20 protein-coding genes and 1 pseudogene are annotated in these 23,255 nt (G+C 62.9%); 7 read left to right on the plus strand and 14 right to left on the minus strand.

Annotated elements, in window-relative coordinates:
• Positions 1–13: 13 nt before the first annotated feature.
• Both LB535_RS25435 and waaF read left to right on the plus strand, forming a co-directional pair.
• A complete protein-coding gene (locus LB535_RS25435) occupies positions 14–955 on the plus strand; it encodes a glycosyltransferase (RefSeq protein WP_224634158.1) in 942 nt (313 codons plus the stop codon).
• 60 nt (positions 956–1,015) lie between these two features.
• Positions 1,016–2,035: a lipopolysaccharide heptosyltransferase II gene (gene waaF, locus LB535_RS25440; protein WP_224634159.1), complete on the plus strand. Its 1,020-nt coding sequence runs from the start codon at positions 1,016–1,018 to the stop codon at positions 2,033–2,035.
• Position 2,036: 1 nt separating this feature from the next.
• Here waaF and LB535_RS25445 read toward each other — a convergent pair whose 3' ends face one another.
• Positions 2,037–4,037: a hypothetical protein gene (locus LB535_RS25445; RefSeq protein ID WP_224634160.1), complete on the minus strand. Its 2,001-nt coding sequence runs from the start codon at positions 4,035–4,037 to the stop codon at positions 2,037–2,039.
• Positions 4,034–5,551, minus strand: coding sequence for an NAD(P)H-hydrate dehydratase (locus LB535_RS25450; protein WP_224634161.1), 1,518 nt, complete (start codon positions 5,549–5,551; stop codon positions 4,034–4,036). The genes LB535_RS25445 and LB535_RS25450 overlap by 4 nt, the downstream gene beginning before the upstream one ends.
• A gap of 346 nt (positions 5,552–5,897) precedes the next feature.
• Here LB535_RS25450 and LB535_RS25455 point away from each other — a divergent pair, with 346 nt between their 5' ends.
• From LB535_RS25455 to LB535_RS25465, 3 genes are read left to right on the plus strand one after another with little or no spacing between them, the layout of a single operon-like run.
• A complete protein-coding gene (locus LB535_RS25455) occupies positions 5,898–6,236 on the plus strand; it encodes a P-II family nitrogen regulator (RefSeq protein ID WP_018428041.1) in 339 nt (112 codons plus the stop codon).
• A gap of 49 nt (positions 6,237–6,285) precedes the next feature.
• A complete protein-coding gene (gene glnA, locus LB535_RS25460; RefSeq protein WP_095765489.1) occupies positions 6,286–7,695 on the plus strand; it encodes a type I glutamate--ammonia ligase in 1,410 nt (469 codons plus the stop codon).
• Between the two features lie 27 nt (positions 7,696–7,722).
• The gene (locus LB535_RS25465; protein WP_095765490.1) at positions 7,723–7,932 is read left to right on the plus strand and encodes a hypothetical protein; all 210 of its coding nucleotides are present in this window, start codon (positions 7,723–7,725) and stop codon (positions 7,930–7,932) included.
• A 134-nt stretch (positions 7,933–8,066) separates the two neighbouring features.
• Here LB535_RS25465 and LB535_RS25470 read toward each other — a convergent pair whose 3' ends face one another.
• Positions 8,067–9,104, minus strand: a complete 1,038-nt coding sequence (locus tag LB535_RS25470; protein ID WP_095765491.1) for a glutamine synthetase beta-grasp domain-containing protein — start codon at positions 9,102–9,104, stop codon at positions 8,067–8,069.
• Between the two features lie 310 nt (positions 9,105–9,414).
• Here LB535_RS25470 and LB535_RS25475 point away from each other — a divergent pair, with 310 nt between their 5' ends.
• Positions 9,415–9,609, plus strand: coding sequence for a DUF2735 domain-containing protein (locus LB535_RS25475; RefSeq protein WP_140544917.1), 195 nt, complete (start codon positions 9,415–9,417; stop codon positions 9,607–9,609).
• An 87-nt stretch (positions 9,610–9,696) separates the two neighbouring features.
• Here LB535_RS25475 and LB535_RS25480 read toward each other — a convergent pair whose 3' ends face one another.
• From LB535_RS25480 to LB535_RS25525, 10 genes and pseudogenes are all read right to left on the minus strand, one after another.
• Positions 9,697–11,586 (minus strand): MFS transporter, encoded by a 1,890-nt coding sequence (locus LB535_RS25480; protein WP_224634162.1) that lies wholly within the window; start codon positions 11,584–11,586, stop codon positions 9,697–9,699.
• A gap of 246 nt (positions 11,587–11,832) precedes the next feature.
• Positions 11,833–12,648 carry an ATP12 family chaperone protein gene (locus LB535_RS25485; RefSeq protein ID WP_224634163.1) on the minus strand — a complete coding sequence of 272 codons (816 nt, stop codon included), beginning with the start codon at positions 12,646–12,648 and terminating at the stop codon, positions 11,833–11,835.
• Between the two features lie 103 nt (positions 12,649–12,751).
• Positions 12,752–13,627 (minus strand): DMT family transporter, encoded by an 876-nt coding sequence (locus LB535_RS25490; protein WP_224634172.1) that lies wholly within the window; start codon positions 13,625–13,627, stop codon positions 12,752–12,754.
• Positions 13,628–13,670: 43 nt separating this feature from the next.
• The gene (locus LB535_RS25495; RefSeq protein ID WP_140847581.1) at positions 13,671–14,651 is read right to left on the minus strand and encodes an RluA family pseudouridine synthase; all 981 of its coding nucleotides are present in this window, start codon (positions 14,649–14,651) and stop codon (positions 13,671–13,673) included.
• A 102-nt stretch (positions 14,652–14,753) separates the two neighbouring features.
• Positions 14,754–15,115, minus strand: a pseudogene (locus LB535_RS25500) (DUF779 domain-containing protein).
• A gap of 64 nt (positions 15,116–15,179) precedes the next feature.
• Complete coding sequence (gene adh / locus LB535_RS25505; RefSeq protein ID WP_224547495.1) at positions 15,180–16,697, minus strand: aldehyde dehydrogenase; 1,518 nt, start codon at positions 16,695–16,697, stop codon at positions 15,180–15,182.
• Positions 16,698–16,833: 136 nt separating this feature from the next.
• Positions 16,834–17,781, minus strand: coding sequence for a helix-turn-helix domain-containing protein (locus tag LB535_RS25510; RefSeq protein WP_224634164.1), 948 nt, complete (start codon positions 17,779–17,781; stop codon positions 16,834–16,836).
• Positions 17,782–18,045: 264 nt separating this feature from the next.
• The gene (locus LB535_RS25515; RefSeq protein ID WP_224628210.1) at positions 18,046–18,873 is read right to left on the minus strand and encodes an aspartyl/asparaginyl beta-hydroxylase domain-containing protein; all 828 of its coding nucleotides are present in this window, start codon (positions 18,871–18,873) and stop codon (positions 18,046–18,048) included.
• 169 nt (positions 18,874–19,042) lie between these two features.
• Positions 19,043–20,353, minus strand: coding sequence for a replication-associated recombination protein A (locus LB535_RS25520; RefSeq protein WP_224634165.1), 1,311 nt, complete (start codon positions 20,351–20,353; stop codon positions 19,043–19,045).
• A gap of 123 nt (positions 20,354–20,476) precedes the next feature.
• Positions 20,477–21,964 (minus strand): DegQ family serine endoprotease, encoded by a 1,488-nt coding sequence (locus tag LB535_RS25525; protein ID WP_095765502.1) that lies wholly within the window; start codon positions 21,962–21,964, stop codon positions 20,477–20,479.
• Positions 21,965–22,099: 135 nt separating this feature from the next.
• Between LB535_RS25525 and LB535_RS25530 the strand changes: the two genes are divergently transcribed.
• Complete coding sequence (locus tag LB535_RS25530; RefSeq protein WP_224634166.1) at positions 22,100–22,726, plus strand: hypothetical protein; 627 nt, start codon at positions 22,100–22,102, stop codon at positions 22,724–22,726.
• Between the two features lie 62 nt (positions 22,727–22,788).
• On the opposite strand, the gene rplQ is transcribed toward LB535_RS25530, so the two are convergent.
• The gene (gene rplQ, locus LB535_RS25535; RefSeq protein ID WP_140544883.1) at positions 22,789–23,220 is read right to left on the minus strand and encodes a 50S ribosomal protein L17; all 432 of its coding nucleotides are present in this window, start codon (positions 23,218–23,220) and stop codon (positions 22,789–22,791) included.
• Positions 23,221–23,255 lie beyond the last annotated feature (35 nt).

Raw genomic sequence — 23,255 nt, forward strand, 5'->3', positions numbered from 1 at the left:
GCGCGGAGACGAAATGCGAATAACACTTGCGGCCCAGGGCCTTATTCCGTGCAAAGGCTATGGCGGCATCCAGCGGCAGGTCGAATGGCTGACTACGGAAATGGTCAAGATGGGGCATCAGGTGACATTGATCGCCGGCCCGGGATCGTCGCATCCGATGTGCGAGGTCCGCCACGCGGTGACCAATGACGAGTGCCGCGCGGCTGTTCCCAAGGATACCGACATCGTCCATCTCCATGCCTGGAAGGTCGAAGTTCCCTTCCCGACGCTCAATACCGAGCGCGGCCATCTGCCGGACTATCCGCGGCCGCAGCCGAACTGGAGCTTCATCAGCGCCCGCCATGCCGAGCTGCATGGGCGCAAGACCTTCGTCTACAACGGCTTTCCGGTGGATGCCTATCGCCTGGCAGCGACGAAGAACGACCATCTATTCTTCATGGCGGCCATCGCGCGGGCCGGAAAGGGCCTTAACCGGGCGGTTGACCTGGCGAAAAAGTACGATTTCAAGCTCGATATCGCCGGCGGCTCGCGCTGGAAGCTGCTTGGCCGCAGCAAGACGCGACGCGAGGGCGTGTTCTTCAAGAGCCTGTCGCCGCGCTTCCGCTATCACGGCATGGTCGATGGTGAACCGAAGGTGCGATTGCTGGGCGAGACCAAGGCCTTTCTGAATCCGATTTCCTGGGAGGAGCCTTTCGGCAACGCGCCGGTCGAATCCATGCTGTGCGGCACGCCGGTCTTGACCACGGCGCGTGGCGCGCTGCCCGAAACCGTCGATGCCGATACCGGCCGTTTCTTCGACACGGATGAGGAGTTCGCGCGCGGTTTCGGTGAAATCGACGATTTGTCGGCGCAAAGATGCCGCGAATCCGCGGCAGACCGGTTCCCGATCGAAAAGGCCGCAAAAGCCTATATCGAGCTCTACCACCGTATTCTTGATGGCGAAGCGCTTCCATGAGACATCACGCAGGTGTTTCTTAGCAGCGCTGACCGTTCCGGATCGAAAGAGTATCGCGCATTGCGCCCCATCCTGATCTTCTGCCTGCCGGCGATCGGTGATTTCATCCGCTGCCACTCGGCCACCCGGATCATCGCCGAGAGATTCCCGGAGCAGCCGATCGACATCATCACTTCAAGGGTCGCCGCGCCGCTGGCGCGGCTGATGCCGCATGTTCGCAAGGCCTGGATAGCCGAGAAGCACTGGAAGCCAGGGCTGAAAGAGCGGGCTGGTCTGGCACGCGAAATCCGCCGGGAGAATTACCAGGCGGCCTATATGCTCACCAGCAGCACCAAGGCTTGCCTGGTGCCATGGCTGGCCGGAATACCGGAGCGCATCGGCTATCCGCGCGAGTTCCAGTTCGGCATCGTCAACCGGCTGCCCGCCGGTTGGCTGAAATCGATGCTTGCATTCGGCCCGCGCAAGACGCGGGTGGCAGACCAGGTTTGCGCAATCGCGCGTCTCGGCAAAAGGCCTGCCGAGGACGGACCATTGCCGGCTCCGCAGCTGGTTGTTTCCGCCGAAGAGCTTGCCGGTTGGCGTCGGCGCAACGGGATCGACCCTGCGAAGCCGGCGATTGCCCTCTACACATCCGACTTTGCCAACAAGCGCTCGTGGCCGATGGAGCGCTTCGTCTCGATCGCGCGCGACCATGTTGCCCGCGGCTGGTCGGTCTGGCTGATCGGCGGGCCGCGCGAGCGGGAGGCTGCGGCGGAAATCAGGGCTTGTTTGCCCGAGGCGATCGATTTTACCTCGACGTCCGATATTGCAGAAGCCATGTGCCAGATCGCGGCCTCGACCATTTTTCTCGGAGTCGATGGCGGCATCTCCCACGCTGCTGGGGCGCTGGGCGGCCCTTGTGTGCTCATATACGGCTTGAACCGAGCCTATATGCACGGTCCGGTGAACGAACAGGTGATTTTTCTCGAGCCGCCGATTTCGACGCCGGGTTGGGTGGAGAACACGTGCGCGGTGTCCGAGGACAGGGTTCGCGAGGCGCTCGCGGCGGCGATCCGAAAAAACGCGCCGCAATTCACCTGACCTATTCCTCGGCTGCCGCCCCGAAACCCGCGCCCATGCTCGCGCGCGCCGTGGTCGCCCAAGGCGTGGCGTGATTGTCGATGCGCATCTGGAAGATGAAATAAGTCGGCGAGCAGAAGCCGATGCCCTTGACCCTGGCGGCGCCCGGTGTGTCCGGCGGCAGCGACTGGCACATATAATCCTCGCGGCAGAAATGGTCAGCCGAGCAGGCTGGGCGGTTGCCGCGGTTGACCGAACCGCCGAGACACTGGTCGAAATTGTTGGTGGCCACGCAGATATCGAACTTCTTGCCGCCGACTAGGCCGCAGATCTCGCTCGGCATCGGCTTGCCGGGCTTGAAAGCGGAGAAGGCGCGATCCTTGTCGTCGCAGGCGCGATACGCGAAGCCTCCCGGAACGCCGATCTTCGGCGGCCGGCAGGTATAGGCAGTGCGCGAGATCGCCGGCGCGAAAGCAGCGAATTGGCCGGTGATCTTGTAGCGATCGTTGAACGGCTGGGCGCTGTTACTCTCGATCGAGCCGGTCAGGCAAGGATGGCCGGAAAACATCGCAGGGCTCTCCTTGGGCAGCAGGCATTGCGCCAATTTGGTCCTCACGCCCGATGCGGTCGCGATCGGCGTGCAGACCGTGCCGGCGCCGCATTGCCAGGTGCCGCCAAAGCGGCTTGCGTCATCCGGCATCAGGCATGGCATTGCCGTTTCGGCCGGCGCATAGGCGGGCTCGCCCGCATCCTTCCAGACGGCGGGCGGTGCGAAGGAGAGCGGACGAAAACGATTGGGCTCCCTAGCTTCAGCCGTCGCCTTGAGCCACGCCTCGCGGCGCGCAATCTCGGCATGGAGATGCGGCGAGATGCCGACTTCGATACGGTTGAGCGGCGAGGTCGTGGCGTCGTCGAGACCGATGAAATGGAAGCCGGCGGTCGAGCCCGCCTGATGGCAACCCTGGCAGGCGCCGTTGTCGAGCCGCTCGATCAAAGCGTCCGGCGTGCGCGCCAAGGTAAACTTCGAATAGTCGAGCCCGGCGAACTCCTTTGGGTCGAATAGCGGCGTGAACGGATGATTGGCTTGCCTTGCGCTGCCGAAGGTCGACCAGGAGATGACTTTTCGGGCGAGGAACTCATCCGGGATTTCGTAGACGCCGAGATCGACCGCAGCGGCATTGGCGCGGACATAGTCGGCAAGCCGCGCTTTCAGATCGGCGTCCTCGGCAAGCCGGGCCGTGTCCGGCGTATTTTCCAGCGGCCTCTCGCCGACCGTCGAACCATCGATGCTGAAGATGCGCATCAGGTAGGCGGCCTGCCCGCCGAACTCGGTTTCCTGGCCGGAAGGAAAGCGCACCACCTGCGCGTTGAGCTCGAGCTGCTTGAAGGATAGCGAGGCCTTTTCGAGCGGCCCGCCGGTCAACCAGCCGGCATCGACCGTTTCGTCGAGCTGCGGCGTCCAGCGGCCAGCAGCGCCTACACAGCCCCCGTCGGCGTCTTGCGCGACGCGGTATATGGCGCTGAAGTTGAACGGCAGGCGCGAGGCCAGTTGCTTGCCGTTCTTCCTGAAGCTGTAGGCCAGGCGATAGATGAACCGCACCTCGCCGCAGTTCGTCTCGTTGCCAAGCGTTGCGAAATCGCGTCGGTCGAGCCGGTTGACGACGCCGACAAGGCGGAAGCGCGCCGCATTCGTCTTCAGCCAGCGCATGTCGATGATGCGGCCGACATTGCCGTCGGTCACTTCGTAGAGAGAGCGGCCGCCGGCCTTCATCTCGGTGCGCAACGCGGCGACATCGCCGGCCACTGTGTCGACGATGGCGTGATAGGCTGGTGCCTCATCATAGAGGGATTTCAGATCGTCGCTGCCGTCGACGCCGAAGAGGTCGGCGAAGCCATATCCCCCGGCATCTAGTGCGGCGAGCACGCGTGGGTCGTCGATGATGGCAACCGGATGATCGGCGGCGCGCGCCGGCTGGGCAATGAAAGCGGCCAGGACGGCAACAAGCAGCCCCAGCCGCTTCATAGGACAGCGCTCTGCGCCAGTTCGCGAAGAACCGGCACCATGGCCAGAGGCAGGTCTTCTGCGATCAAACCCGGCCCAAAGCGGCTGCCGGCTTCGGCATGGATCCAGACCGCGGCGCAAGCCGCTTCGAAGACCGGCATGCCTTGCGCCAGGAGCCCGGCAATGATGCCCGCCAGCACGTCGCCCGACCCGGCGGTGGCGAGCCATGGCGCGCCATTGCTGTTGATCGCGGCGCGGCCATCCGGCGAGGCGATCACGCTGTCGGCGCCCTTGTAGACGATCACGGCGTTGGCGCGCTGCGCGGCTTCGCGTGCCTTGGCCAGCTTCGACAAGGCCTTGTTGCCGGCAATGTCGGCAAACAACCTGCCGAACTCACCCTCATGCGGCGTCATGATCAACGCCGGCGCGTCCGGTCTGGCGGCCGCCTCGAACAGCGTCGAGGCCGCATTGCGGAAAGAGGTGATGCCGTCGGCGTCAAGCACGAGGCCCTCAACGCCGCCGTCCTGCCGGTTTTTGGCGAGCACGGCGAGCGCGAAATCGCGCGCCTTGTCACCGATGCCGAAGCCGGGGCCGAGAACGAAGGCGGACGGCCGGCGATCGCCGATAAGATCATGCACATCCTCGATCGCGTCGACCTTGCGCAGCATGATCGAGGTCAGATGCGCAGCGTTGACCTGCATGGCGTTGGGGGGCGAGAGCACGGTGACGGCCCCTGCTCCGCTTCTGGCGGCCGCAAGCGCCGACAGGCGCGCCGCGCCCGTCGCCGATGGTCCGCCCGAAAAGACGCTGGCATGACCGCGCTTGTATTTGTGCGTGTCGAGGGCGGGCGCGGGAAAGCTTGCGATCCAGAGCCCGGGGCGGTTCTCAAAGGCCCGCGGCGCGACCTCGTCGATGATCTCGTCACGAATGCCGATGTCGGCCAACACGATCTCGCCGCATCGCTCGCGGCCAGGCAGCAGCAGATGCCCAGGCTTCTTTCGTGCGAAGGTCACCGTGAGAGCCGCGCCAAATGCCGAACCGAGGATTTCACCGCTTTCGCCTGAAACGCCCGAAGGCAGGTCGATCGCGATAACCGGCAGGTTCATGCCCGTCGCGGTGTCGACCGCGCCTTTGGCGTCGCCGGCGAGAGGCTTCGACAGGCCCGCACCATAGATGGCGTCGACGACCAGCGATCCAGCTTCCGCGGTGAAGGCTGAAAGCGGGTGCCGCTCCAGAGCGCAATCAGCCGCCGCGAGCGCGGCGTCGCTGCCTGCCTTCGGTTCGCCCAATGTCCATAGGGCCACATCGACGCCGGCCTCGGCCAGCAGCCGCGCCACGACGTAGCCGTCGCCGCCATTGTTGCCCGGGCCGCACAGCACGTGCACCTTCTTCGAGCCAGGATAGCGCGCCAGCACGACGGCCGCGACCGCCTCGCCCGCGCGTAGCATCAAGCGATAGCCGTCGAGCGGTCCGGCCGCGATTGTCAACCTGTCGGCCTCGGCCATTTCGGCCGGCGATAGAAGTTCATTGCGCATGGGATTGCCGATCTCCATGCGATCAAGCATTGTCCAGTTTTCGGTTCGAAGCAAACCAGTGACCGCGCATTGTCTTGCAAATGCGGTCGCATCCGGGAGGGGTTCAGCCTGCAAATTGCGCTGTCTGCCCATTTTTTGCGCAGACGCGAGGAGGAGCGATGTATACGGTTTGGGCGTCCATGACGCATCCGATGCAGCCGATGACGCGAATTTGCATCCGGACGCGGCATGGGCGCGAAAACGCCCCTCACCGTCTGCGCTCCTCAGGATTGGCACGCTTCGTGCTTGATGAAGGCGCAAGCGGGGCACACAACCCGTCTTCTTGGCAGTGGAGGCCACTTTTTACATGAAAAAGATCGAAGCGATCATCAAGCCATTCAAGCTGGACGAAGTGAAGGAAGCGCTTCAGGAGGCCGGACTGCAAGGCATCACCGTCACCGAAGCCAAGGGTTTCGGCCGTCAGAAGGGCCATACCGAGCTCTATCGCGGCGCCGAATATGTCGTCGATTTCCTGCCCAAGGTGAAGATCGAGGTGGTGCTTGGCGACGAGGCCGTCGAAGGAGCAATCGAGGCCATCCGCAAGGCGGCGCAGACCGGCCGCATCGGCGATGGAAAAATCTTCGTCTCCAACATAGAGGAAGTCGTGCGCATCCGCACGGGCGAGACCGGCATCGACGCCATCTGACCAAACCTACAATCCATTTCCGGACGTCATCACACAGGGAAGAAATGACATGACGACAGCCAAAGACATCATGAAGCAGATCAAGGACAACGACGTGAAATTCGTCGACCTGCGCTTCACCGATCCGCGGGGCAAGCTGCAACATGTGACGATGGATGTCGTCGAGGTGGAGGAAGACATGTTCGCCGACGGCGTCATGTTCGACGGCTCCTCGATCGCCGGCTGGAAGGCGATCAACGAATCCGACATGGTGCTGATGCCGGACACGGATACCGTCCATATGGATCCGTTCTTCGCCCAGTCGACCATGGTCATCCTGTGCGACATCCTCGATCCGATTTCGGGCGAGGCTTACAACCGCGATCCGCGCGGCACCGCCAAGAAGGCCGAGGCCTACATGAAGGCGGAAGGCATCGGGGACACCATCTATGTCGGTCCCGAGGCCGAGTTCTTCGTGTTCGACGACGTCAAGTACAAGGCCGATCCCTACAACACCGGCTTCCGTCTCGACTCGACCGAACTGCCCTCCAACGACGACACCGACTACGAGACCGGCAATCTCGGCCACCGTCCGCGCATCAAAGGCGGCTATTTCCCGGTGCCGCCGATCGATTCCTGCCAGGACATGCGTTCCGAGATGCTGACCGTGCTCGCCGAAATGGGCGTGCGCGTCGAAAAGCACCACCACGAGGTCGCCGCCGCGCAGCACGAGCTCGGCATCAAGTTCGACACGCTGGTGCGCAACGCCGACAAGATGCTGATCTACAAGTATGTCGTGCACCAGGTCGCCAACGCCTACGGCAAGACAGCCACCTTCATGCCGAAGCCAGTGTTCGGCGACAACGGCTCGGGCATGCACGTCCACCAGTCGATCTGGAAGGGCGGCAAGCCGACCTTCGCCGGCAACGAATATGCCGGCCTGTCGGAGAGTTGCCTCTATTACATCGGCGGCATCATCAAGCACGCCAAGGCGATTAACGCCTTCACCAACCCGCTGACCAACTCCTACAAGCGTCTGGTGCCGGGCTATGAGGCGCCGGTGCTACTCGCCTATTCGGCGCGCAACCGCTCGGCTTCCTGCCGCATTCCGTTCGGCAACTCGCCGAAGTCGAAGCGCGTCGAGGTCCGCTTCCCCGATCCGGGCGCGAACCCCTATCTCGGTTTCGCCGCCATGCTGATGGCCGGCCTCGACGGCATCAAGAACAAGATCCACCCCGGACAGCCGATGGACAAGGATCTCTACGACCTGCCGCCGAAGGAGCTGAAGAAGATCCCGACCGTCTGCGGCTCGCTGCGCGAAGCCCTGCAGAACCTCGACAAGGACCGCGGCTTCCTCAAGGCCGGCGGCGTCTTCGACGACGATCAGATCGACAGCTATATCGAGCTCAAGATGGCCGAGGTCATGCGCTTCGAAATGACCCCGCACCCGGTTGAGTACGACATGTATTATTCGGTCTAAGCTTCTGATCGGATAGAAATTCCGCCCTTGGAAGGCACTCCCTTCCAAGGGCTTTTCATTTCAGAAGACGGGCTTTCGAGCCGCCGCGGCGCGTGCCGGCCGGGCTCGCGCACCGGCACCGCCGGCTGCTCGCATTTCTCCGGCGACATCTTCCTCGCCTTGGTCAACAACGACGGGAACCGCACGCCCGCCCTGCCCCACGCCAAGATGGTGGCAGCGCTCAAATCGCGTGCGTGATTGCCGCCTGACGGTGGCGGCAGACTGGCCTGTATTGCCGGCTTATCCCATGCAAAAAGCCCCAGCGGGTTTCCGCTGGGGCTTTTCTAGCGTGCTCATCGCGCCAGGGGCCTGCGCCCTGGCAAGCGAGGAGATCAGGCGGCGGCCGAAACCGCGGCGGTCGAAACCTGCGAGATCGTCTTCAGCACCTGCGAGGCGATCTGGTAGGGGTCGCCCTGCGAGTTCGGGCGACGGTCTTCCAGGTAGCCCTTGTAGTCGTTCTTGACGAAGGAGTGCGGCACGCGGATCGAAGCGCCGCGGTCGGCGACACCGTAGGAGAACTTGTTCCACGGCGCGGTTTCGTGCTTGCCGGTCAGGCGCTTGTCGTTGTCCGGGCCGTAGACCGCGATATGATCCATCAGGTTTTTGTCGAACTGCGCCATCAGCGCCTCGAAATAGGCCTTGCCGCCGACTTCACGCATGTACTTGGTCGAGAAGTTGCAGTGCATGCCCGAGCCGTTCCAGTCGGTGTCGCCGAGCGGCTTGCAGTGGAACTCGATGTCGATGCCGTATTTTTCGGTCAGACGCAGCAGCAGATAGCGCGCCATCCAGATCTGGTCGGCGGCCTTCTTGGAGCCCTTGCCGAAAATCTGGAATTCCCACTGGCCCTTGGCCACTTCGGCGTTGATGCCTTCATGGTTGATGCCGGCGGCGAGGCAAAGGTCGAGATGTTCCTCGACGATCTGGCGGGCGACATCGCCGACGTTCTTGTAGCCAACGCCGGTGTAATACGGACCCTGCGGGGCCGGGTAGCCGCTCTCGGGGAAGCCAAGCGGACGGCCGTCCTTGTAGAAGAAATATTCCTGCTCGAAGCCGAACCAGGCATCCTCGTCGTCGAGGATGGTCGCGCGGCTGTTGGATTCATGCGGGGTGACGCCATCGGGCATCATCACTTCGCACATGACCAGAATACCGTTGGTGCGGGCCGGGTCTGGATAAAGCGCGACCGGCTTCAGCACGCAATCGGAGCTGCGGCCCTCGGCCTGGTTCGTGGAGGAACCATCGAAGCCCCATAGCGGCAGCTGCTCGAGCGTCGGGAACTCGGCGAATTCCTTGATCTGGGTCTTGCCGCGCAAATTGGGGACCGGTGTGTAGCCGTCCAGCCAGATATACTCGAGCTTGTATTTGGTCATTCTAGAGCCTCTCGTTGCTTGATCACCGCCAAATGGTGGCGACGCTCGGCCGGCTCGAGCCGGCCTGCCGACGGTCAAAAAGCAATTCGTATGCCACTCGGCCTTCGCGGGGTGCGGCAAAATGGTCATGGCAACGCGTTGATTTTGTTGAGCCGTCTCAGCAATGCGACTGGATCGTTCAGGCGCCGTTTTTGCTTACAAAATAGGCATTTGCTGATCTCTTTGTAAGCATATTGCCTAAAGGAGTCGCAGGGCATATTTTGATGGGAAGGTGAATCGGTACGCTCCTGAAAAGGCGAGGAGATCGGCAATGCAAGTCACGCCATCGCGGCCGTCGGCAAAAGTCCTGCTGTTCCCGCTCGCAGCACGCAAGTCTGCCTCAAATTTAGGCGCAAAGGCCAAATTCGCGGCAGAACTTGCGGCACTTCGCGGCGAGCACGCCGACTTCGACGGCTGGTACCACGAAGCGGCGATCGAGGAAGAGAACCAGCAGCGCAAGAGCTGAGCTGTCCGCTTTCTTGCAATTGGGCATGAAAAAAAGCCCGGCGTGATCGCTCACGCCGGGCCTTCTGTTTGAACGGGATGACCGAGGTCATTCCTTGGCGTGGAGGTCTGTGCCGAGCGTATCCCTGACGAAGATCATGCCGATGATAAGCGACATTGCCGCGATGATAACCGGGTACCAGAGACCGTAGTAGATATCGCCCTTGTAGGCGCTGAGCGCGAACACCGTTGCCGGCAGCAGACCGCCGAACCAGCCATTGCCGATGTGGTAGGGCAGCGACATGCCGGTGTAGCGGATGCGGGTCGGGAACATCTCGACCAGGATCGCGGCGATCGGTCCATAGACCATGGTGACGAACAGCACCAGGATGAACAGGATGCCGATCGTGAGCGGCCAGTTGATGGCTGCCGGATCGGCAGTCATAGCGAACGGACCGCCGCCCGGGATGTTGTAGACGGTGACTTCGGGCGCACCAGCAGCCTCCTCCTTGGTCAGCAGCTTGTCGGCGATCGCCTTGTCGGCCGGAACCGTCGCCTTTTCGCCGCCGCGGATGGCCGCGGCATCGAGCTTGAGTTCGGGATTGGCCGCGATGAAGGCGTCGAGCTTTTGATCCGGCACCTTGGCTGCTGCGCGCTTCAGCGGATAGCCGCCGTCCCGCAGCGCCATGTTCACCGCTTTCTGGAAGGCCGCCTCCTTGGCCTTGGCCTGATCGCCAGCGGCAACGGCATCATAGGACGCCACCGTCTCATTGCCGACCTTGACCGTGGCAGCCGTGCCGGGCGCCGCCGTCGCAACGACGTCGTAAGGCACTGAGTTCTTGGTCAGGAACGACGTCGCGATATCACAGGAAGTCGTGAACTTCGCCGTGCCGACAGGGTTGAACTGGAACTTGCAGTCGCCGGGCGCCGCCGTCACCGTCGCGCGGGTGTTCTGCTGCGCGGTGGCCAGGGCCGGATTGGCGGCCCAGGTCAGCGCCTTGAACAGCGGGAATGTGCAGACGATGCCCAACGCGAGGCCTGCCATGATGATGGGCTTGCGGCCGATCTTATCCGACAGCCAGCCGAACACGACGAAGAAGATCGAGCCGACGGCCAGCGCGATAGCGATCATGACGTTGACCGACCATGCGTCGACCTTCAGCACGTTCTGCAGGAAGAACAGGGCGTAGAACTGCCCGTTGTACCAGATCACGGCCTGGCCGGCGGTAAGGCCGAGCAGCGCCAGAAGGGCGATCTTGGCGTTCTTCCACTGACCGAAAGCTTCCGTTAACGGCGCCTTCGAGCCCTTGCCTTCCTCCTTCATGCGCTGGAAGGTCGGCGACTCCGAAAGCGACAGCCGGATCCAGATCGAGATGGCGAGCAGCAGGAACGAGACGATGAAGGGGATGCGCCAACCCCAACTGGCGTAGGTCTCCTTGCTGAGCGAGCCCTGGACGATCAGGATGACGATCAGCGACAGGAACAGGCCGAGCGTCGCCGTGGTCTGGATCCAGGACGTGTAGTAGCCGCGTCGGTCGTCCGGCGCGTGTTCGGCGACGTAGGTCGCGGCACCGCCATATTCGCCGCCAAGCGCAAGGCCCTGCAGCATGCGCAGCCCGATCAGGATCACGGGTGCCGCAATGCCCCAGCTGGCATAGCCGGGCAGCAGGCCGACCAGAAAGGTGGACAGGCCCATGATCGTCATGGTGACGAGGAAGGTGTATTTGCGGCCGACGAGATCGCCGATGCGGCCGAACACCAGCGCGCCGAACGGACGCACGAGGAAGCCGGCGGCAAAGGCCAGCAGCGCGAAGATGTTGCGCGTCGCTTCCGGGATCGCCGGGCTGAAAAAGGTCGAGCCGATGAAGGCGGCCAGCGAGCCGTAAAGATAGAAATCATACCACTCGAAAACGGTACCGAGCGAGGAGGCGAAGATGACCTTCTTCTCCTCCCGCGTCATGCCGCGGCTGGTTCCGCCGGCGGTCGAAGCCATTGCCATTGATGTTCCTCCCGTGAGATCCCGTCTGTCCTCGATGGCTGCGCGCCATCGTCCGCGCCCCTGCGAAAGCGGACTCGAAAACGCAGCCAACGAAGGAAAAAATGACAGAAAGGGCGGGCGAAAGGCACCGCGACAATGGGATTATGACTTTGGTATTAGGTGCAGTGCGAAGGCGTGGAGTGGCTCGGCTCTGGACATTGCCGATCCACTCCAGGTTTTGTTTACGCAATTCCGGACGGAAAACCGCTACGCACTTTTCCTGGAATTGCGTTGGCCTTGAAGAGCCTCGAGCAGGCTGACCGCCGCCATCATGTCGCGCTTGCGTGCCAAGCGGCGCGCCAAGGCCTCCGCATCCTGGCCCCAATGCTCGATCTGCCAATCCTCGTCGACATGGCCGGCGGCCCAGGCTTCCTCGCCGTCGAGCTCGCCGAAATCGACGGCCAAGGCCAGCAGCGCCGAACCGGTCAGCGCTGTCATGACATGGATGGCGGCCAGCCGCATCGGTTCCGAGCGCTGGCCAAGATGCGCGCCGAGAACGGCGATGGTTTCGCGGGGCTGCTCGACATGGATGACGCCTTCGGCAAGGTTGAAGCGTGCGCCGAGATGGCTGCGCACCCAGTCCAGCACCGGATCCCAATGCTTGTTCTGGCGATCGACCAGGCCTTGCGGGCCGTCGGCGCGGTAGCAAAGAAGATCGGACGAGGCGAAGCGCAGGATATCCTCCAGCACCGCCTGCGGATCGGAGGCGACGCCGTCGATGGCGGTGTTCACCAGCCGCATGACCGGCATCGTCACGGGATCAATGACTTCGCCTTGCGCGCTGAATTCAGCGACCACAAGTGCTGCAGCCTTTTCGGTCGGCAGCACCATCACAGCCTTGCCCGGCGTGCGCACGGGGCGGCCGTCCAGATGAACGGCAAAGCCATTCTCGATAGGGGCCACCGAAACAGCCTTGTAGAAACGCTTCGGCAGCGGCGTCTTCATCTGGATCTGGGCGCGGCGCACAGGATCGGGATCCGAAAGCAGCTTACCGGCTTCGAGGTCTTCGAGGATGTCGCGCATGCCGAACTCCTTAAAGCAATTTGAGGAAAAGTGTGAAGCGGTTTTGCGTCCGCAATCGCGTCAGCACAAAGAGATAGGGCAGCTTGCCGTTTCGCAAGCTGATCTATGGTGTGGGCTGTCTGCGCGCCGGGCGATTGACGATGATCAGCCCGGTGGCAATCAGGCCGAGCGCCAGGAAAATCCTGGTCGTCGGCAGCTCGCCCAACAGCACCGCGCCGCACAGGACGCCGAACACCGGCGACAGAAAGGCGAAGCTCGACAAGCCGGCCGCCGGATAGCGCGTGAGCAGCCAGAACCACAACACATAGGTGAAGGCGACGATATAGAAAGACTGGAACAGCAGCGCCAGTGTCGGCAGGACGGCAAGCGCGCGGATGGGCGGACCGGCGAAAGGCATCACCAGCAGGCCGACGACGGCGGCGCCGGCCAGCTGATAGAGCAGCAGTTTCTCCGCGCGCGTCTCGACCAGCCTCGATCGTTTGATGACGATGCTTGTCGCTGCCCAGAGAATGCCCGAGCCGAGACTGAGCAGATCGCCGGTCAGTGTCGCGCCGCTGCCGGCAGTGATGCCGTCGGAGAAGACCGCCGCCAGGCCGCAGAAGGCGAGAACAAGCCCACCGAGCTTGCGCGCATTGATACGCTCGCCAAGCAGGAAATGTCCGCCGATCAGCACCCAGAACGGCATGGTGTTGACCAGGAGCGTGTTGCGGGCAACGGTCGTGTATTCGAGGCCGATATAGAGACACAGGAACTCGACGCCGAAGAGCACGCCGACGACGATACCGGCGGCCAGCGTCCGATCCGCTTCGAAGAGCTTGATGCCGCGCAGCCGGCACCAGGCGAACACGCAGGCTCCCCCGATGAGCGAACGTGCGATCGAGACGAAGACAGGGTCGTAGCCGGAGTATGACACCTTGGCGGCGACATAGTTCAGGCCCCAGGAAAAGGTCAGCCCGACCATGATGGCCGCCGCGGCCATGTCGACTGCATTGCGGCGATCCAATGCGGGGGCGACAGCCAAGTCAGTCTTCCGCGCTCTGGTCGTCGAAGCCGATCAGGTTCCAGCTCTGGCGCATATGCGGCGGCATCGGCGCCGTGACGTCGATGACGCCGTGGTCCGGATGCGGGATGATGATGCGGCGCGCATGCAGGTGCAGGCGGTTTTGAATGCCGCCCGGGAAATCCCAGTTGGTATCGGCCTCGAAATATTTGGGATCGCCGATGATCGGGCAACCTATGTAGGCGGCGTGAACGCGAAGCTGGTGCGTGCGGCCGGTATAGGGCTCCATCTCCAGCCAGGTCATCGTCTGCGCCGCCTGCTCGATGACACGGTAGTAGGAGACGGCGTGGTCGGCGCCCTTCTCGCCATGCGCGGCTACGCGCACGCGGTCGCCATCTTCCGTGGGCTCCTTGATCAGCCAGGTCGAGATCTTGTCCTCGCGCTTGGGCGGCACGCCCTTGACAAGCGCCCAGTAGGTTTTCTTGGTCTCGCGCGCGCGGAACGCTTCCGAAAGCTTCATCGCCGCAAGACGGGTGCGGGCAACCACCAGCACGCCGGACGTGTCGCGGTCGAGGCGATGGACGAGGCGCGGCTTCTCGCCCTTCTTGTTGCGCCAGGCCTCCAGCATGTCGTCGACATTGCGGGTGACGCCTGAGCCGCCCTGCACGGCGAGCCCCGCCGGCTTGTTGAAGACGAAGACTTTCGGGTCCTCATGCAGAAGCATCTTGGCGAGCACGTCGGCATCGCCCTGGTTGCGGATCGAGTGGCCGGTGAGCGGCGCATCGCCCTTCTTATCGACATCGAGCGGCGGAACGCGGACGGACTGGCCGGGCTCCACACGCGTGTCGGCCTTCACCCGGCCGCCATCGACGCGGATTTGCCCCGACCGAAGCAACTTCTGCAGATGGCCGAAGCCCAGGCCCGGATAATGGACCTTGAACCAGCGGTCGAGCCGCATGCCCGCCTCGCCGGCCTCAACCGTGATCTGTTCAACACCCGCCATGACTTTGCTTTTCCATTCGAAAACGGCGCCATAGCACTAAGGCGGACAGGTTGCGAGCCAAAGGCCCAACAAAGCGCGATAATTACCCCAAACGTCGTCTGATCAATCGCCCGAAGGCGTAAGCACCGCGCAGACCGTCGAGCGCGTCAGAAAGCGCTTCTCGCGGCCATTGTCGAGCGAGAACATCCCGCCCCTGCCCTTCACCACATCGATGATGAGATCGGTGTGCTTCCACGCCTCATATTGCGAGGCACTGATATAGACCGGCGTATCGCCGATTTCGCCCAATTTCACGTCATTGTCGCCGATCATGAACTCGCCACGCGGGTAGCACATCGGCGAGGAGCCGTCGCAGCAGCCGCCGACTGATGGAACAGAACCGGGCCGTGATCGGCGATGATCTCGGCAAGCAGCGCCTCGGCCTCCGGCGTGGCCGACACCTTGCTCAATGAAAGCTTATCCATCAAATCCTCCTCGACTGACGGGAGGACGCGGGTGGGCCGCGCCCTCCTCTTCGCCCTGGGAGGATCAGAAGAAGCCGAGCTTCTTCGGGCTGTAGCTGACCAGCATGTTCTTGGTCTGCTGATAGTGGTCGAGCATCATCTTGTGCGTCTCGCGGCCGATGCCGGACTGCTTATAGCCGCCGAAGGCGGCATGCGCCGGATAGGCGTGATAGCAGTTGGTCCAGACACGCCCGGCCTGGATGGCGCGGCCGAAGCGGTAGCAGCGGTTCGCGTCGCGGCTCCAGATACCGGCGCCGAGGCCGTAGAGCGTGTCGTTGGCGATCGACAGCGCCTCGTCATCGTCCTTGAAGGTCGTCACGGACACGACGGGTCCAAAGATCTCCTCCTGGAAGATGCGCATCTTGTTGTTGCCCTTGAACACTGTCGGCTTGACGTAGTAGCCGCCGGCGAGATCGCCCGGCAGATAGTTCCGCTCGCCGCCGGTCAAGACTTCGGCGCCTTCCTGGCGGCCGATGTCGAAGTAGGACAGGATCTTTTCCAGCTGCTCGCTCGAGGCCTGCGCGCCGATCATGGTGGCGGGATCGAGCGGATCGCCCTGGACGATCGCCTCGACACGCTTCAGCGCGCGCTCGATGAACTTGTCGTAGATCTTCTCATGCACCAGCGCGCGGCTGGGGCACGTGCAGACCTCGCCCTGGTTGAGCGCGAACATGACGAAGCCCTCGATCGCCTTGTCGAAGAAATCGTCGTCTTCCGCCGTCACATCCTGGAAGAAGATGTTGGGCGACTTGCCGCCAAGCTCGAGCGTCACCGGAATGAGGTTTTGGCTGGCATATTGCGAGATCAGGCGGCCGGTGGTGGTCTCGCCGGTGAAGGCGATCTTGGCGATGCGGTTCGACGAGGCTAGCGGCTTGCCGGCTTCCAGGCCGAAGCCGTTGACGATGTTGAGCACGCCTTCGGGCAAGAGGTCACCGATGAGGTCGGCCCACAGCATGATCGTGGCGGGTGTCTGCTCGGCGGGCTTCAGCACCACGCAATTGCCGGCGGCGAGCGCCGGCGCCAGCTTCCACACCGCCATCAGCAGCGGGAAGTTCCACGGAATGATCTGGCCGACGACACCGAGCGGCTCATGGAAGTGGTAAGCGACGGTGTCATGGTCGATTTCGGAGATCGAGCCTTCCTGGCTGCGCAGCACGCCGGCGAAATAGCGGAAATGGTCGATGGCCAGAGGCAGGTCGGCGGCGGTCGTCTCGCGGATCGGCTTGCCATTGTCCCAGGTCTCGGCGAGCGCCAAAAGGTCGAGATTGTCTTCCATGCGATCGGCGATGCGGTTGAGGATCAGCGCGCGGGCCGCGGGGCTGGTCTTGCCCCAGGCGTCCTTAGCCGTGTGGGCGGCATCAAGCGCGGCCTCGATGTCATTTGCGTCCGACCGGGCGATTTCGCAGAGCGGCCGGCCGGTGACCGGCGAGATGTTGTCGAAATATCTGCCGGAGAGCGGCGCGGCCCACTTGCCGCCGATAAAGTTGTCGTAGCGCTTGGCGAAAGGAACCTTGGCCGTGCGCGAGAATTCCACCTTGTTCATCACTGCCTCCCAATGAGCACGCCGCGGGATGCGGCGCTATGGGAGGAAGGGTTGCGGATCGGCACTGGCTTGTCAGCCCGGGGCTGGATGATCGTGGCGCCGGACTGTCGCAGAACTGCGACAGTCCGGTCTGCAATCAATGCGGGCGGCGAATGTCGAAGCGGGCGAGCTTGCGATGCAGGGTGGCGCGGGAGATGCCGAGGTTCTGTGCGGCGGCCGAGACGTTGCCGCCGGCGCGCGCCAGCGCCCGCTGAACCACACCACGCTCGGCATCGTCCAAATCCTCAGCGGTCTTTGCGCAGTCGCCGAGAATATCGGTGGCAAGCAGTCCTCTCGCCAGCGCTTCCCGCGTTATGCCGAGACCAAGACGGGCAGAGCGCGTCGCGCCGATCACAAGATCATCCGAATCAACTGCTATCAGCGCACCGGCGCTGCGCTCGGTGACGGGTGCGAGCAAGATGCGGGCATCTGAAAACACCATGCGGAAATTTTCCGCTTCGATCCGGCGCGCGGCGTCGCCCACGGCAACGGCGATGAGCTGGACAAAGCCCTCGGTCAGGTCCGACCGGCAGGACGAGACATCGAGCGCCGCCGCCAGATTGCCTTCATGATCATAGACCGGCGCCGTGGTGCAGCTCAGCAGCGTGTTGCGGGAGAAGAAATGCTGATCGCGGTGGATGGTCAGAGCGCGCTGGTCGGCGATGCAGGTGCCGATGCCGTTGGTGCCTTCGCTGTCCTCGCTCCAGACGGTGCCGGTCCACAGGCCCCATTCATCGAATGTCTCGTCGTCCGCGACAGCGCCCCGTCGCTCCACCGGGATGCCATCGCGATCCGCAAGCATGACGCAGCAGCCGACGCCGCCCACGGCGAGATAGAGCCGATTGAGGCTGGGTTCGGCCGCGCGGATCAACCGCTCCATGCGCTGCCTCGTGAGCCTGAGCTCGCCTTCGGTCAGCCGCCGCGGCGCCGTGCGTGCTGCGGGGTCCAGGCCGTGCAATTGGAGGGACCGCCGCCACGAAGCGACGACCGCCGAATGGGCTGCATCGCTCTTGGCGACCGAGGCCTCGACCTGGTCCGCGTGCACGGCTGGTTGCCGTCCAATCAACCTAATCCTCCCGGTGAGCGGAACCTCCTGCCGCTCCGTCATCATGCTCGGTAGACTATTCCGCTACCAGTTGCGGGTCAGCTTTCGATAGAACGCCGGCCGGAACGCGTATTTGATCTTGCGCAATTCCCGACGAAAAATCGCTACGCGTGTCCTGGAGCCGCGCTGGAGTCCTAAAGGTCGCGGTTCGTCCGCGCCATTGGACGTTGGTTTAAGGCGGATCGAGGCGAGGTTCCGCCGTGGTCAGTTAGCGGCCGCCTTCGGCTTCGACGAGCCGATCATCTTCCAGTTCTTGTAGAAGACCGAATTGATACGCTCCACGCTGACGGAGACGATGGCGAGAAGGCCTGCGATCAGCCTCGGAAACGGAGACGGGCGGATGATGTCGACGAAGACGCAGTAGCGGCGGCCGTCATATTCGTTGACCGAGCGGTGGAACAGCGTGTCGTCGAAGATGAACAAGGGATTGTCATACCAGTAGTTCTTCTTGCTGCCGCACTGGACGAAGATCTCGGCCTTCACCGGTATCAGATTGTAGAGGATGCGCAGGCTGAGCCTGAGGGGACCGAAATGCCAGGACGTCGATTCGCGCTTGCTGAAAACGGATACCGCGATCGTCTTGATGTATTTGTAGTCCTTGTTGAATTCGGGGACGTTGTCGATCTTGTGCTTGCCGTACCACTGGTAGACATACATGCCGCGGCGGCCGGCGCCGAAATTGGCATCGATATCGGCGATGATCTCGTCCTTGCGCGCCTTGAAGACGCCCAGCACCTCGTTGATCTCGCGCTGATAGTCCTCGGGGAACTGCTCGGGCTTCCAGACGCCGGGGTTGCGGTAGCTGAGAAGGTCGACGATCAGATTGAACGGCGACAACAGCCAGGTGAACAGGCCGTTGCCGAGGAAGTAGCGCTCGAACAGGTTCTGGTTCTTCTGGTCGTTGCGCATGACATCGACCAGGCCGCAGACGACCCAGATGGTGGTCAGGATCGGGATGAAATAGAAGGCGAGCGCGAGAACCACGACGGCGATGGCGGCCTTGCGGAGCGTCTTGACGGTTTGCTTTGTCATTGTCATTCGCGCGGGAGCGCGATCCTGTTCCATGGGACAACATCACGGCGACCCCCGCCAGCCGTGCGTCTTGATAGGATTTTTTGTTTCCCGGCACAATGCCGCAGCAGGTGTGGTCCACCACGACGCGGCTTCGCGTCGAAGCGGGCCGACCGCCGGGCCGCGCAACTCAGCTGTTCCGTTCGCCGCGCAGCTTTGCCCAGTATTCCAGCCGCTTGCGGATGTCGCGCTCGAAACCGCGTTCCGGCGGATCGTAGAAAGTGCGCCGGCCCATCTTCTCCGGAAAATAGTCCTGTCCCGAAAACGCCTCCGGCTCATCATGGTCGTAGCGATAGCCGGCGCCGTAATCCTCCTGCTTCATCAGCTTGGTCGGCGCGTTGAGGATGTGCTTGGGCGGCAGCAGCGAGCCGAACTCCTTGGCTGCCGCGGTCGCGGCCTTGAAGGCAGTGTAGACGGCGTTCGATTTCGGCGCCGTGGCGAGATAAACGGCGGCCTGGGCAAAGGCGAGCTCGCCCTCTGGCGAGCCTAGATAGTCATAGGCGTCCTTGGCCGCATTGGCCACGACAAGCGCCTGTGGGTCGGCGAGCCCGATATCCTCCACCGCCATGCGCACGAGCCGGCGGCCGAGATAGAGCGGATCCTCGCCGGCATCGAACATGCGGGCGAGGTAATAAAGCGCGGCATCCGGATCGGAGCCGCGCACCGATTTGTGTAGCGCCGAGATCAGATTGTAATGGCCGTCCTGGCCCTTGTCGTAGATGGGCGCACGGCGCTGGATGACGCGCTGCAGGCCTTCCGGCCCGAACACCTCGCCTTTCTTGGCGGCGCGCCAGACTTCCTCAGCCAGCGTCAGCGAGGCGCGGCCGTCGCCGTCCGCCATGCGGATCAGCATGGCGCGCGCCTCTTCGTCGAGTGGCAGCGCCCTGCCCTCGGTTTCTTCTGCCCGGGCCAGAAGCTTGGCGATGCTGTCCTCACCCAGCGAACGGAACACCAGCACACGCGCGCGCGACAGAAGCGCTGCATTGAGCTCAAAGGACGGGTTCTCCGTCGTGGCGCCGACCAGCACCACGGTGCCGTCTTCCATCACCGGCAAAAACCCGTCCTGCTGGGCGCGGTTGAAGCGATGGATCTCGTCGACGAAGAGCAGCGTCTGGCGGCCATTGGCGCGCCTCAGCTTCGCCGCCTCGAAGACTTTCTTGAGGTCCGCGACGCCGGAAAACACGGCAGAGATCTGCTCGAAGGCAAGGTTGGTCTCGCCGGCGAGCAGCCGCGCCACTGTCGTCTTGCCGGTGCCGGGGGGACCCCAGAAGATCATCGAGCCGAGTGAGCCCGAATCGATCAGCCTGGTCAGCGCGCCGTCAGGTCCGGTCAGATGCTCTTGCCCGACGACCTCGCCGAGGTTTTTTGGGCGCAACCGATCGGCCAGCGGCCGCCCGGGCGGCGCCTTTTCCGGCTCATCGGAACTGAACAGATCTGCCATGCAAGTCTTTTGTTTGAACGCGGTTCCGCTCGTTTTAGAGCACGATCTTGTCCGAATGCCGGTCCCCGCTTTTTGCTACGCGGGCCTCCAGTTCGGGATCATGCTCTAAATGGGCAGATCGCCTCAATAACGCAACACCTGGCGCAGTATCTGCCCGCCGCGCTCGACGGTAAAGCGCCACCAGCGCGTGTCCTGCTGGGCAACCTGCGCCAGTGTCGCCGCGGTCTCGATGGTGGTGCCGTTCACCTCGCGCACGATGTCGCCCGGCTGGAAACCGAAATCGGCGGCCGGCGAATCGCGGCTGATATCGATGACGGTGACGCCCTTGAGATCGGTGCGAAGGCCAAGCCGCTGGGCAAGCCTGGGCGACAGTTCCGCCACCTTAGCGCCGGAAAAGGGACTGCGGCCACGCAAGGTGACCTCGCTGGGCTTGGCGCCTTCCGGCGCGCGCTCCAGCGGAATCTCCAACGTCGCCTGCTGCCCCTTGCTCAGCACGGCGAAGGTCGCCTTGGTGCCGATCGACAGCGTCGCCATGCGGTAGTCGAGCGCCTCGATGCTTTCGACCGGCGTGTTGTTGAGCGACAGGATGACGTCGCCAGGCTTCAGGCCGGCCTTGCCGGCAGGCCCGGTGGCGTCCACGGACGACACCAATGCGCCGGTGGGTTTCTCCATGCCGAGCGACTCTGCGATCTGTGGCGTCACCAGTTCGAATTCCGCACCGATATAGGGACGCTCGAAGAAGTCGAGCCCGGCCTTGGCGGCGTCGGCGAAGGCGCGCACCATGTTCGAAGGAATGGCGAAGCCGATGCCGATCGAACCGCCGCTGCGGCTGTAGATGGCCGTGTTGATGCCGACCAGCTGGCCGCCCATGTTGATCAGGGCGCCGCCGGAGTTGCCGGGATTGATGGCGGCATCGGTCTGGATGAAATAGCCCGAATCCGAAACGCCGATATGGCTGCGGGCGAGCGCCGAGACGATGCCGCTGGTGGTGGTCTGGCCGACACCGAACGGATTGCCGATGGCGAGCACAAGGTCGCCGACCTCAAGCGCGTCGGAATCGCCGATGGCGATCACCGGAAACGGCTTGTCGGCCGAGATCTTGAGCACCGCGAGATCGAGCGTCTCGTCCTTGAGCATGACCTTTGAGGTGAACTCGCGCCCGTCGGCGGTCGCGACCTTCACCTCGTCAGCATCTTTGATGACGTGGAAGTTGGTGACGATCACGCCGCTCGGATCGACCAGCACGCCGGAACCCAGCGAGGACTGGGCGCGCGGCTGGGCACGGCCGAAGAACTCCTCGAAGAAGGGATCGCCTTCGAAAGGTGACGTCACCTTTGCGGTCTGCGAGGCATAGACATTCACGACGGCCGGCGCCGTCTGCTTGACCAGCGGCGCGAAGGAGAGCTGCACCTCCTCGCGGCCGAACGGCACGCGCTTGTCGGGGCCGGACGTGCCGTTCTCGCCTTCGACGCCATGCAAGAGATCGGTCAGCACGTCAGAGAGGCCCGGATCGGCCGGCTTGGCGGCGTCCTCGGCAAAAGCCTGTCTTGCGGCCGGTGCCGCGGCGAAGACCGCCAGCGCGGCAACAAGAAACAGTCGTTTGAGGTGCATTCTCGAATCCCTCCAGATAGGGCGCCATTGTCTCGACGAATGTGCAGAATGAAAGGCTAATGCGATGAAATCGAATTATTTTCAGCCAGTAACCGGCTATAGCTGCATCTGCAATCGGGCATTGTGGTCCGTCTGATGAAAAAACAGCTCGCTTCCTTCCGCGATTTCTTGGCAACCGGAATCCTGGGGCCGCTCTCCCCTGAGATGAAGATGATCGATGTTGCGAAGGTGCTTGGCACGCCCGACGATTGGAACGTCGATGATGGTGATGACGTTCCACTCTATTGGTGCTTCGGCAAAGTGGAGGTTTCGTTCGACATCGCCGCTCCCTACCGGATGAACTGGTTTCAGGTCGAGTGCGCGGCCCAACTCAAGGGCAAATTCGAGCGTGTGACGGAACGGCTAAAGCTGTCCTTGGACAAATTCAATGGAAAGACAAAACCCTCGGAATTTCTCACGGCCGGCCTCTGGGACCTCAAGCGCACGATTGTCTACTACGCCGCGTTGAGCGATGATATCCTGCTGAACATTTGCGCAGGCGGCATTCAGATACACTTTCAGGTCGACACATCATTCATAGATGATGGTGACGCAGTCAGGCATCTGGAGGAAGCAAAGCTGGGTCAGCTTTTGCGAGATATCGATCCTCGGACCAAGGTCGACAGCATCTATTCATATCCGCAACCTGCCACCGAGGAAGTGCCAGGGGTCTTCAATTGGTGCTGGCTGACGGGCCATGACTATTTGCATATTCTCGGATAGCGCCTCGCACAGGAACGAAAAAGGGGCCCGCAGGCCCCTTGAAGTCATTGATGCGCTTGGCCTCAGGCGGCCGCGGCTTCCTCGTTGGCGCCCTCAGCCTCTATGCGGGCGCGGTCGGCGGCGCCCTTGGCCGAGGTGTCGCGATCGACGAATTCGATGACCGCCATCGCGGCGTTGTCGCCCTTGCGGAAACCCGCCTTCATGATGCGCAGATAGCCGCCATTGCGGGTGGCGTAGCGCGGGGCGATGGTCTCGAACAGGCGCTTGACGACGCCCTCATTGCCGATCTGCGCGATCACCTGGCGGCGGGCGTGCAGGTCACCGCGCTTGCCGAGCGTCACGAGCTTCTCGACGATCGGACGCAGGTCCTTCGCCTTCGGCAAGGTGGTGACGATCTGCTCGTGCTCGATCAGCGACACGGCGAGATTGGCGAACATCGACTTGCGGTGGCTGATGCTGCGGGCGAAACGACGGCCTTTGAAACCGTGGCGCATGGCTCTTTTCCTTCTTCAGTTGTTCAAGAGGCCAC

The organism is Mesorhizobium sp. CA10 (assembly GCF_020165285.1).
GTDB lineage: Bacteria > Pseudomonadota > Alphaproteobacteria > Rhizobiales > Rhizobiaceae > Mesorhizobium.

What these genes read in the sequence shown, in the direction of transcription:
- LB535_RS25475 (WP_140544917.1), top strand. Translation starts at nt 9,415, where the DNA reads ATGCAAGTCACGCCATCGCGGCCGTCGGCAAAAGTCCTGCTGTTCCCG.
- LB535_RS25435 (WP_224634158.1), top strand. Translation starts at nt 14, where the DNA reads ATGCGAATAACACTTGCGGCCCAGGGCCTTATTCCGTGCAAAGGCTAT.
- LB535_RS25490 (WP_224634172.1), bottom strand. Translation starts at nt 13,627, where the DNA reads ATGGCCGCGGCGGCCATCATGGTCGGGCTGACCTTTTCCTGGGGCCTG.
- LB535_RS25485 (WP_224634163.1), bottom strand. Translation starts at nt 12,648, where the DNA reads ATGCGCGACATCCTCGAAGACCTCGAAGCCGGTAAGCTGCTTTCGGAT.
- LB535_RS25480 (WP_224634162.1), bottom strand. Translation starts at nt 11,586, where the DNA reads ATGGCAATGGCTTCGACCGCCGGCGGAACCAGCCGCGGCATGACGCGG.
- LB535_RS25515 (WP_224628210.1), bottom strand. Translation starts at nt 18,873, where the DNA reads ATGACAAAGCAAACCGTCAAGACGCTCCGCAAGGCCGCCATCGCCGTC.
- rplQ (WP_140544883.1), bottom strand. Translation starts at nt 23,220, where the DNA reads ATGCGCCACGGTTTCAAAGGCCGTCGTTTCGCCCGCAGCATCAGCCAC.
- glnA (WP_095765489.1), top strand. Translation starts at nt 6,286, where the DNA reads ATGACGACAGCCAAAGACATCATGAAGCAGATCAAGGACAACGACGTG.
- LB535_RS25525 (WP_095765502.1), bottom strand. Translation starts at nt 21,964, where the DNA reads ATGCACCTCAAACGACTGTTTCTTGTTGCCGCGCTGGCGGTCTTCGCC.
- LB535_RS25495 (WP_140847581.1), bottom strand. Translation starts at nt 14,651, where the DNA reads ATGGCGGGTGTTGAACAGATCACGGTTGAGGCCGGCGAGGCGGGCATG.
- adh (WP_224547495.1), bottom strand. Translation starts at nt 16,697, where the DNA reads ATGAACAAGGTGGAATTCTCGCGCACGGCCAAGGTTCCTTTCGCCAAG.
- LB535_RS25450 (WP_224634161.1), bottom strand. Translation starts at nt 5,551, where the DNA reads ATGCGCAATGAACTTCTATCGCCGGCCGAAATGGCCGAGGCCGACAGG.
- LB535_RS25520 (WP_224634165.1), bottom strand. Translation starts at nt 20,353, where the DNA reads ATGGCAGATCTGTTCAGTTCCGATGAGCCGGAAAAGGCGCCGCCCGGG.
- LB535_RS25455 (WP_018428041.1), top strand. Translation starts at nt 5,898, where the DNA reads ATGAAAAAGATCGAAGCGATCATCAAGCCATTCAAGCTGGACGAAGTG.
- LB535_RS25530 (WP_224634166.1), top strand. Translation starts at nt 22,100, where the DNA reads ATGAAAAAACAGCTCGCTTCCTTCCGCGATTTCTTGGCAACCGGAATC.
- LB535_RS25445 (WP_224634160.1), bottom strand. Translation starts at nt 4,037, where the DNA reads ATGAAGCGGCTGGGGCTGCTTGTTGCCGTCCTGGCCGCTTTCATTGCC.
- LB535_RS25470 (WP_095765491.1), bottom strand. Translation starts at nt 9,104, where the DNA reads ATGACCAAATACAAGCTCGAGTATATCTGGCTGGACGGCTACACACCG.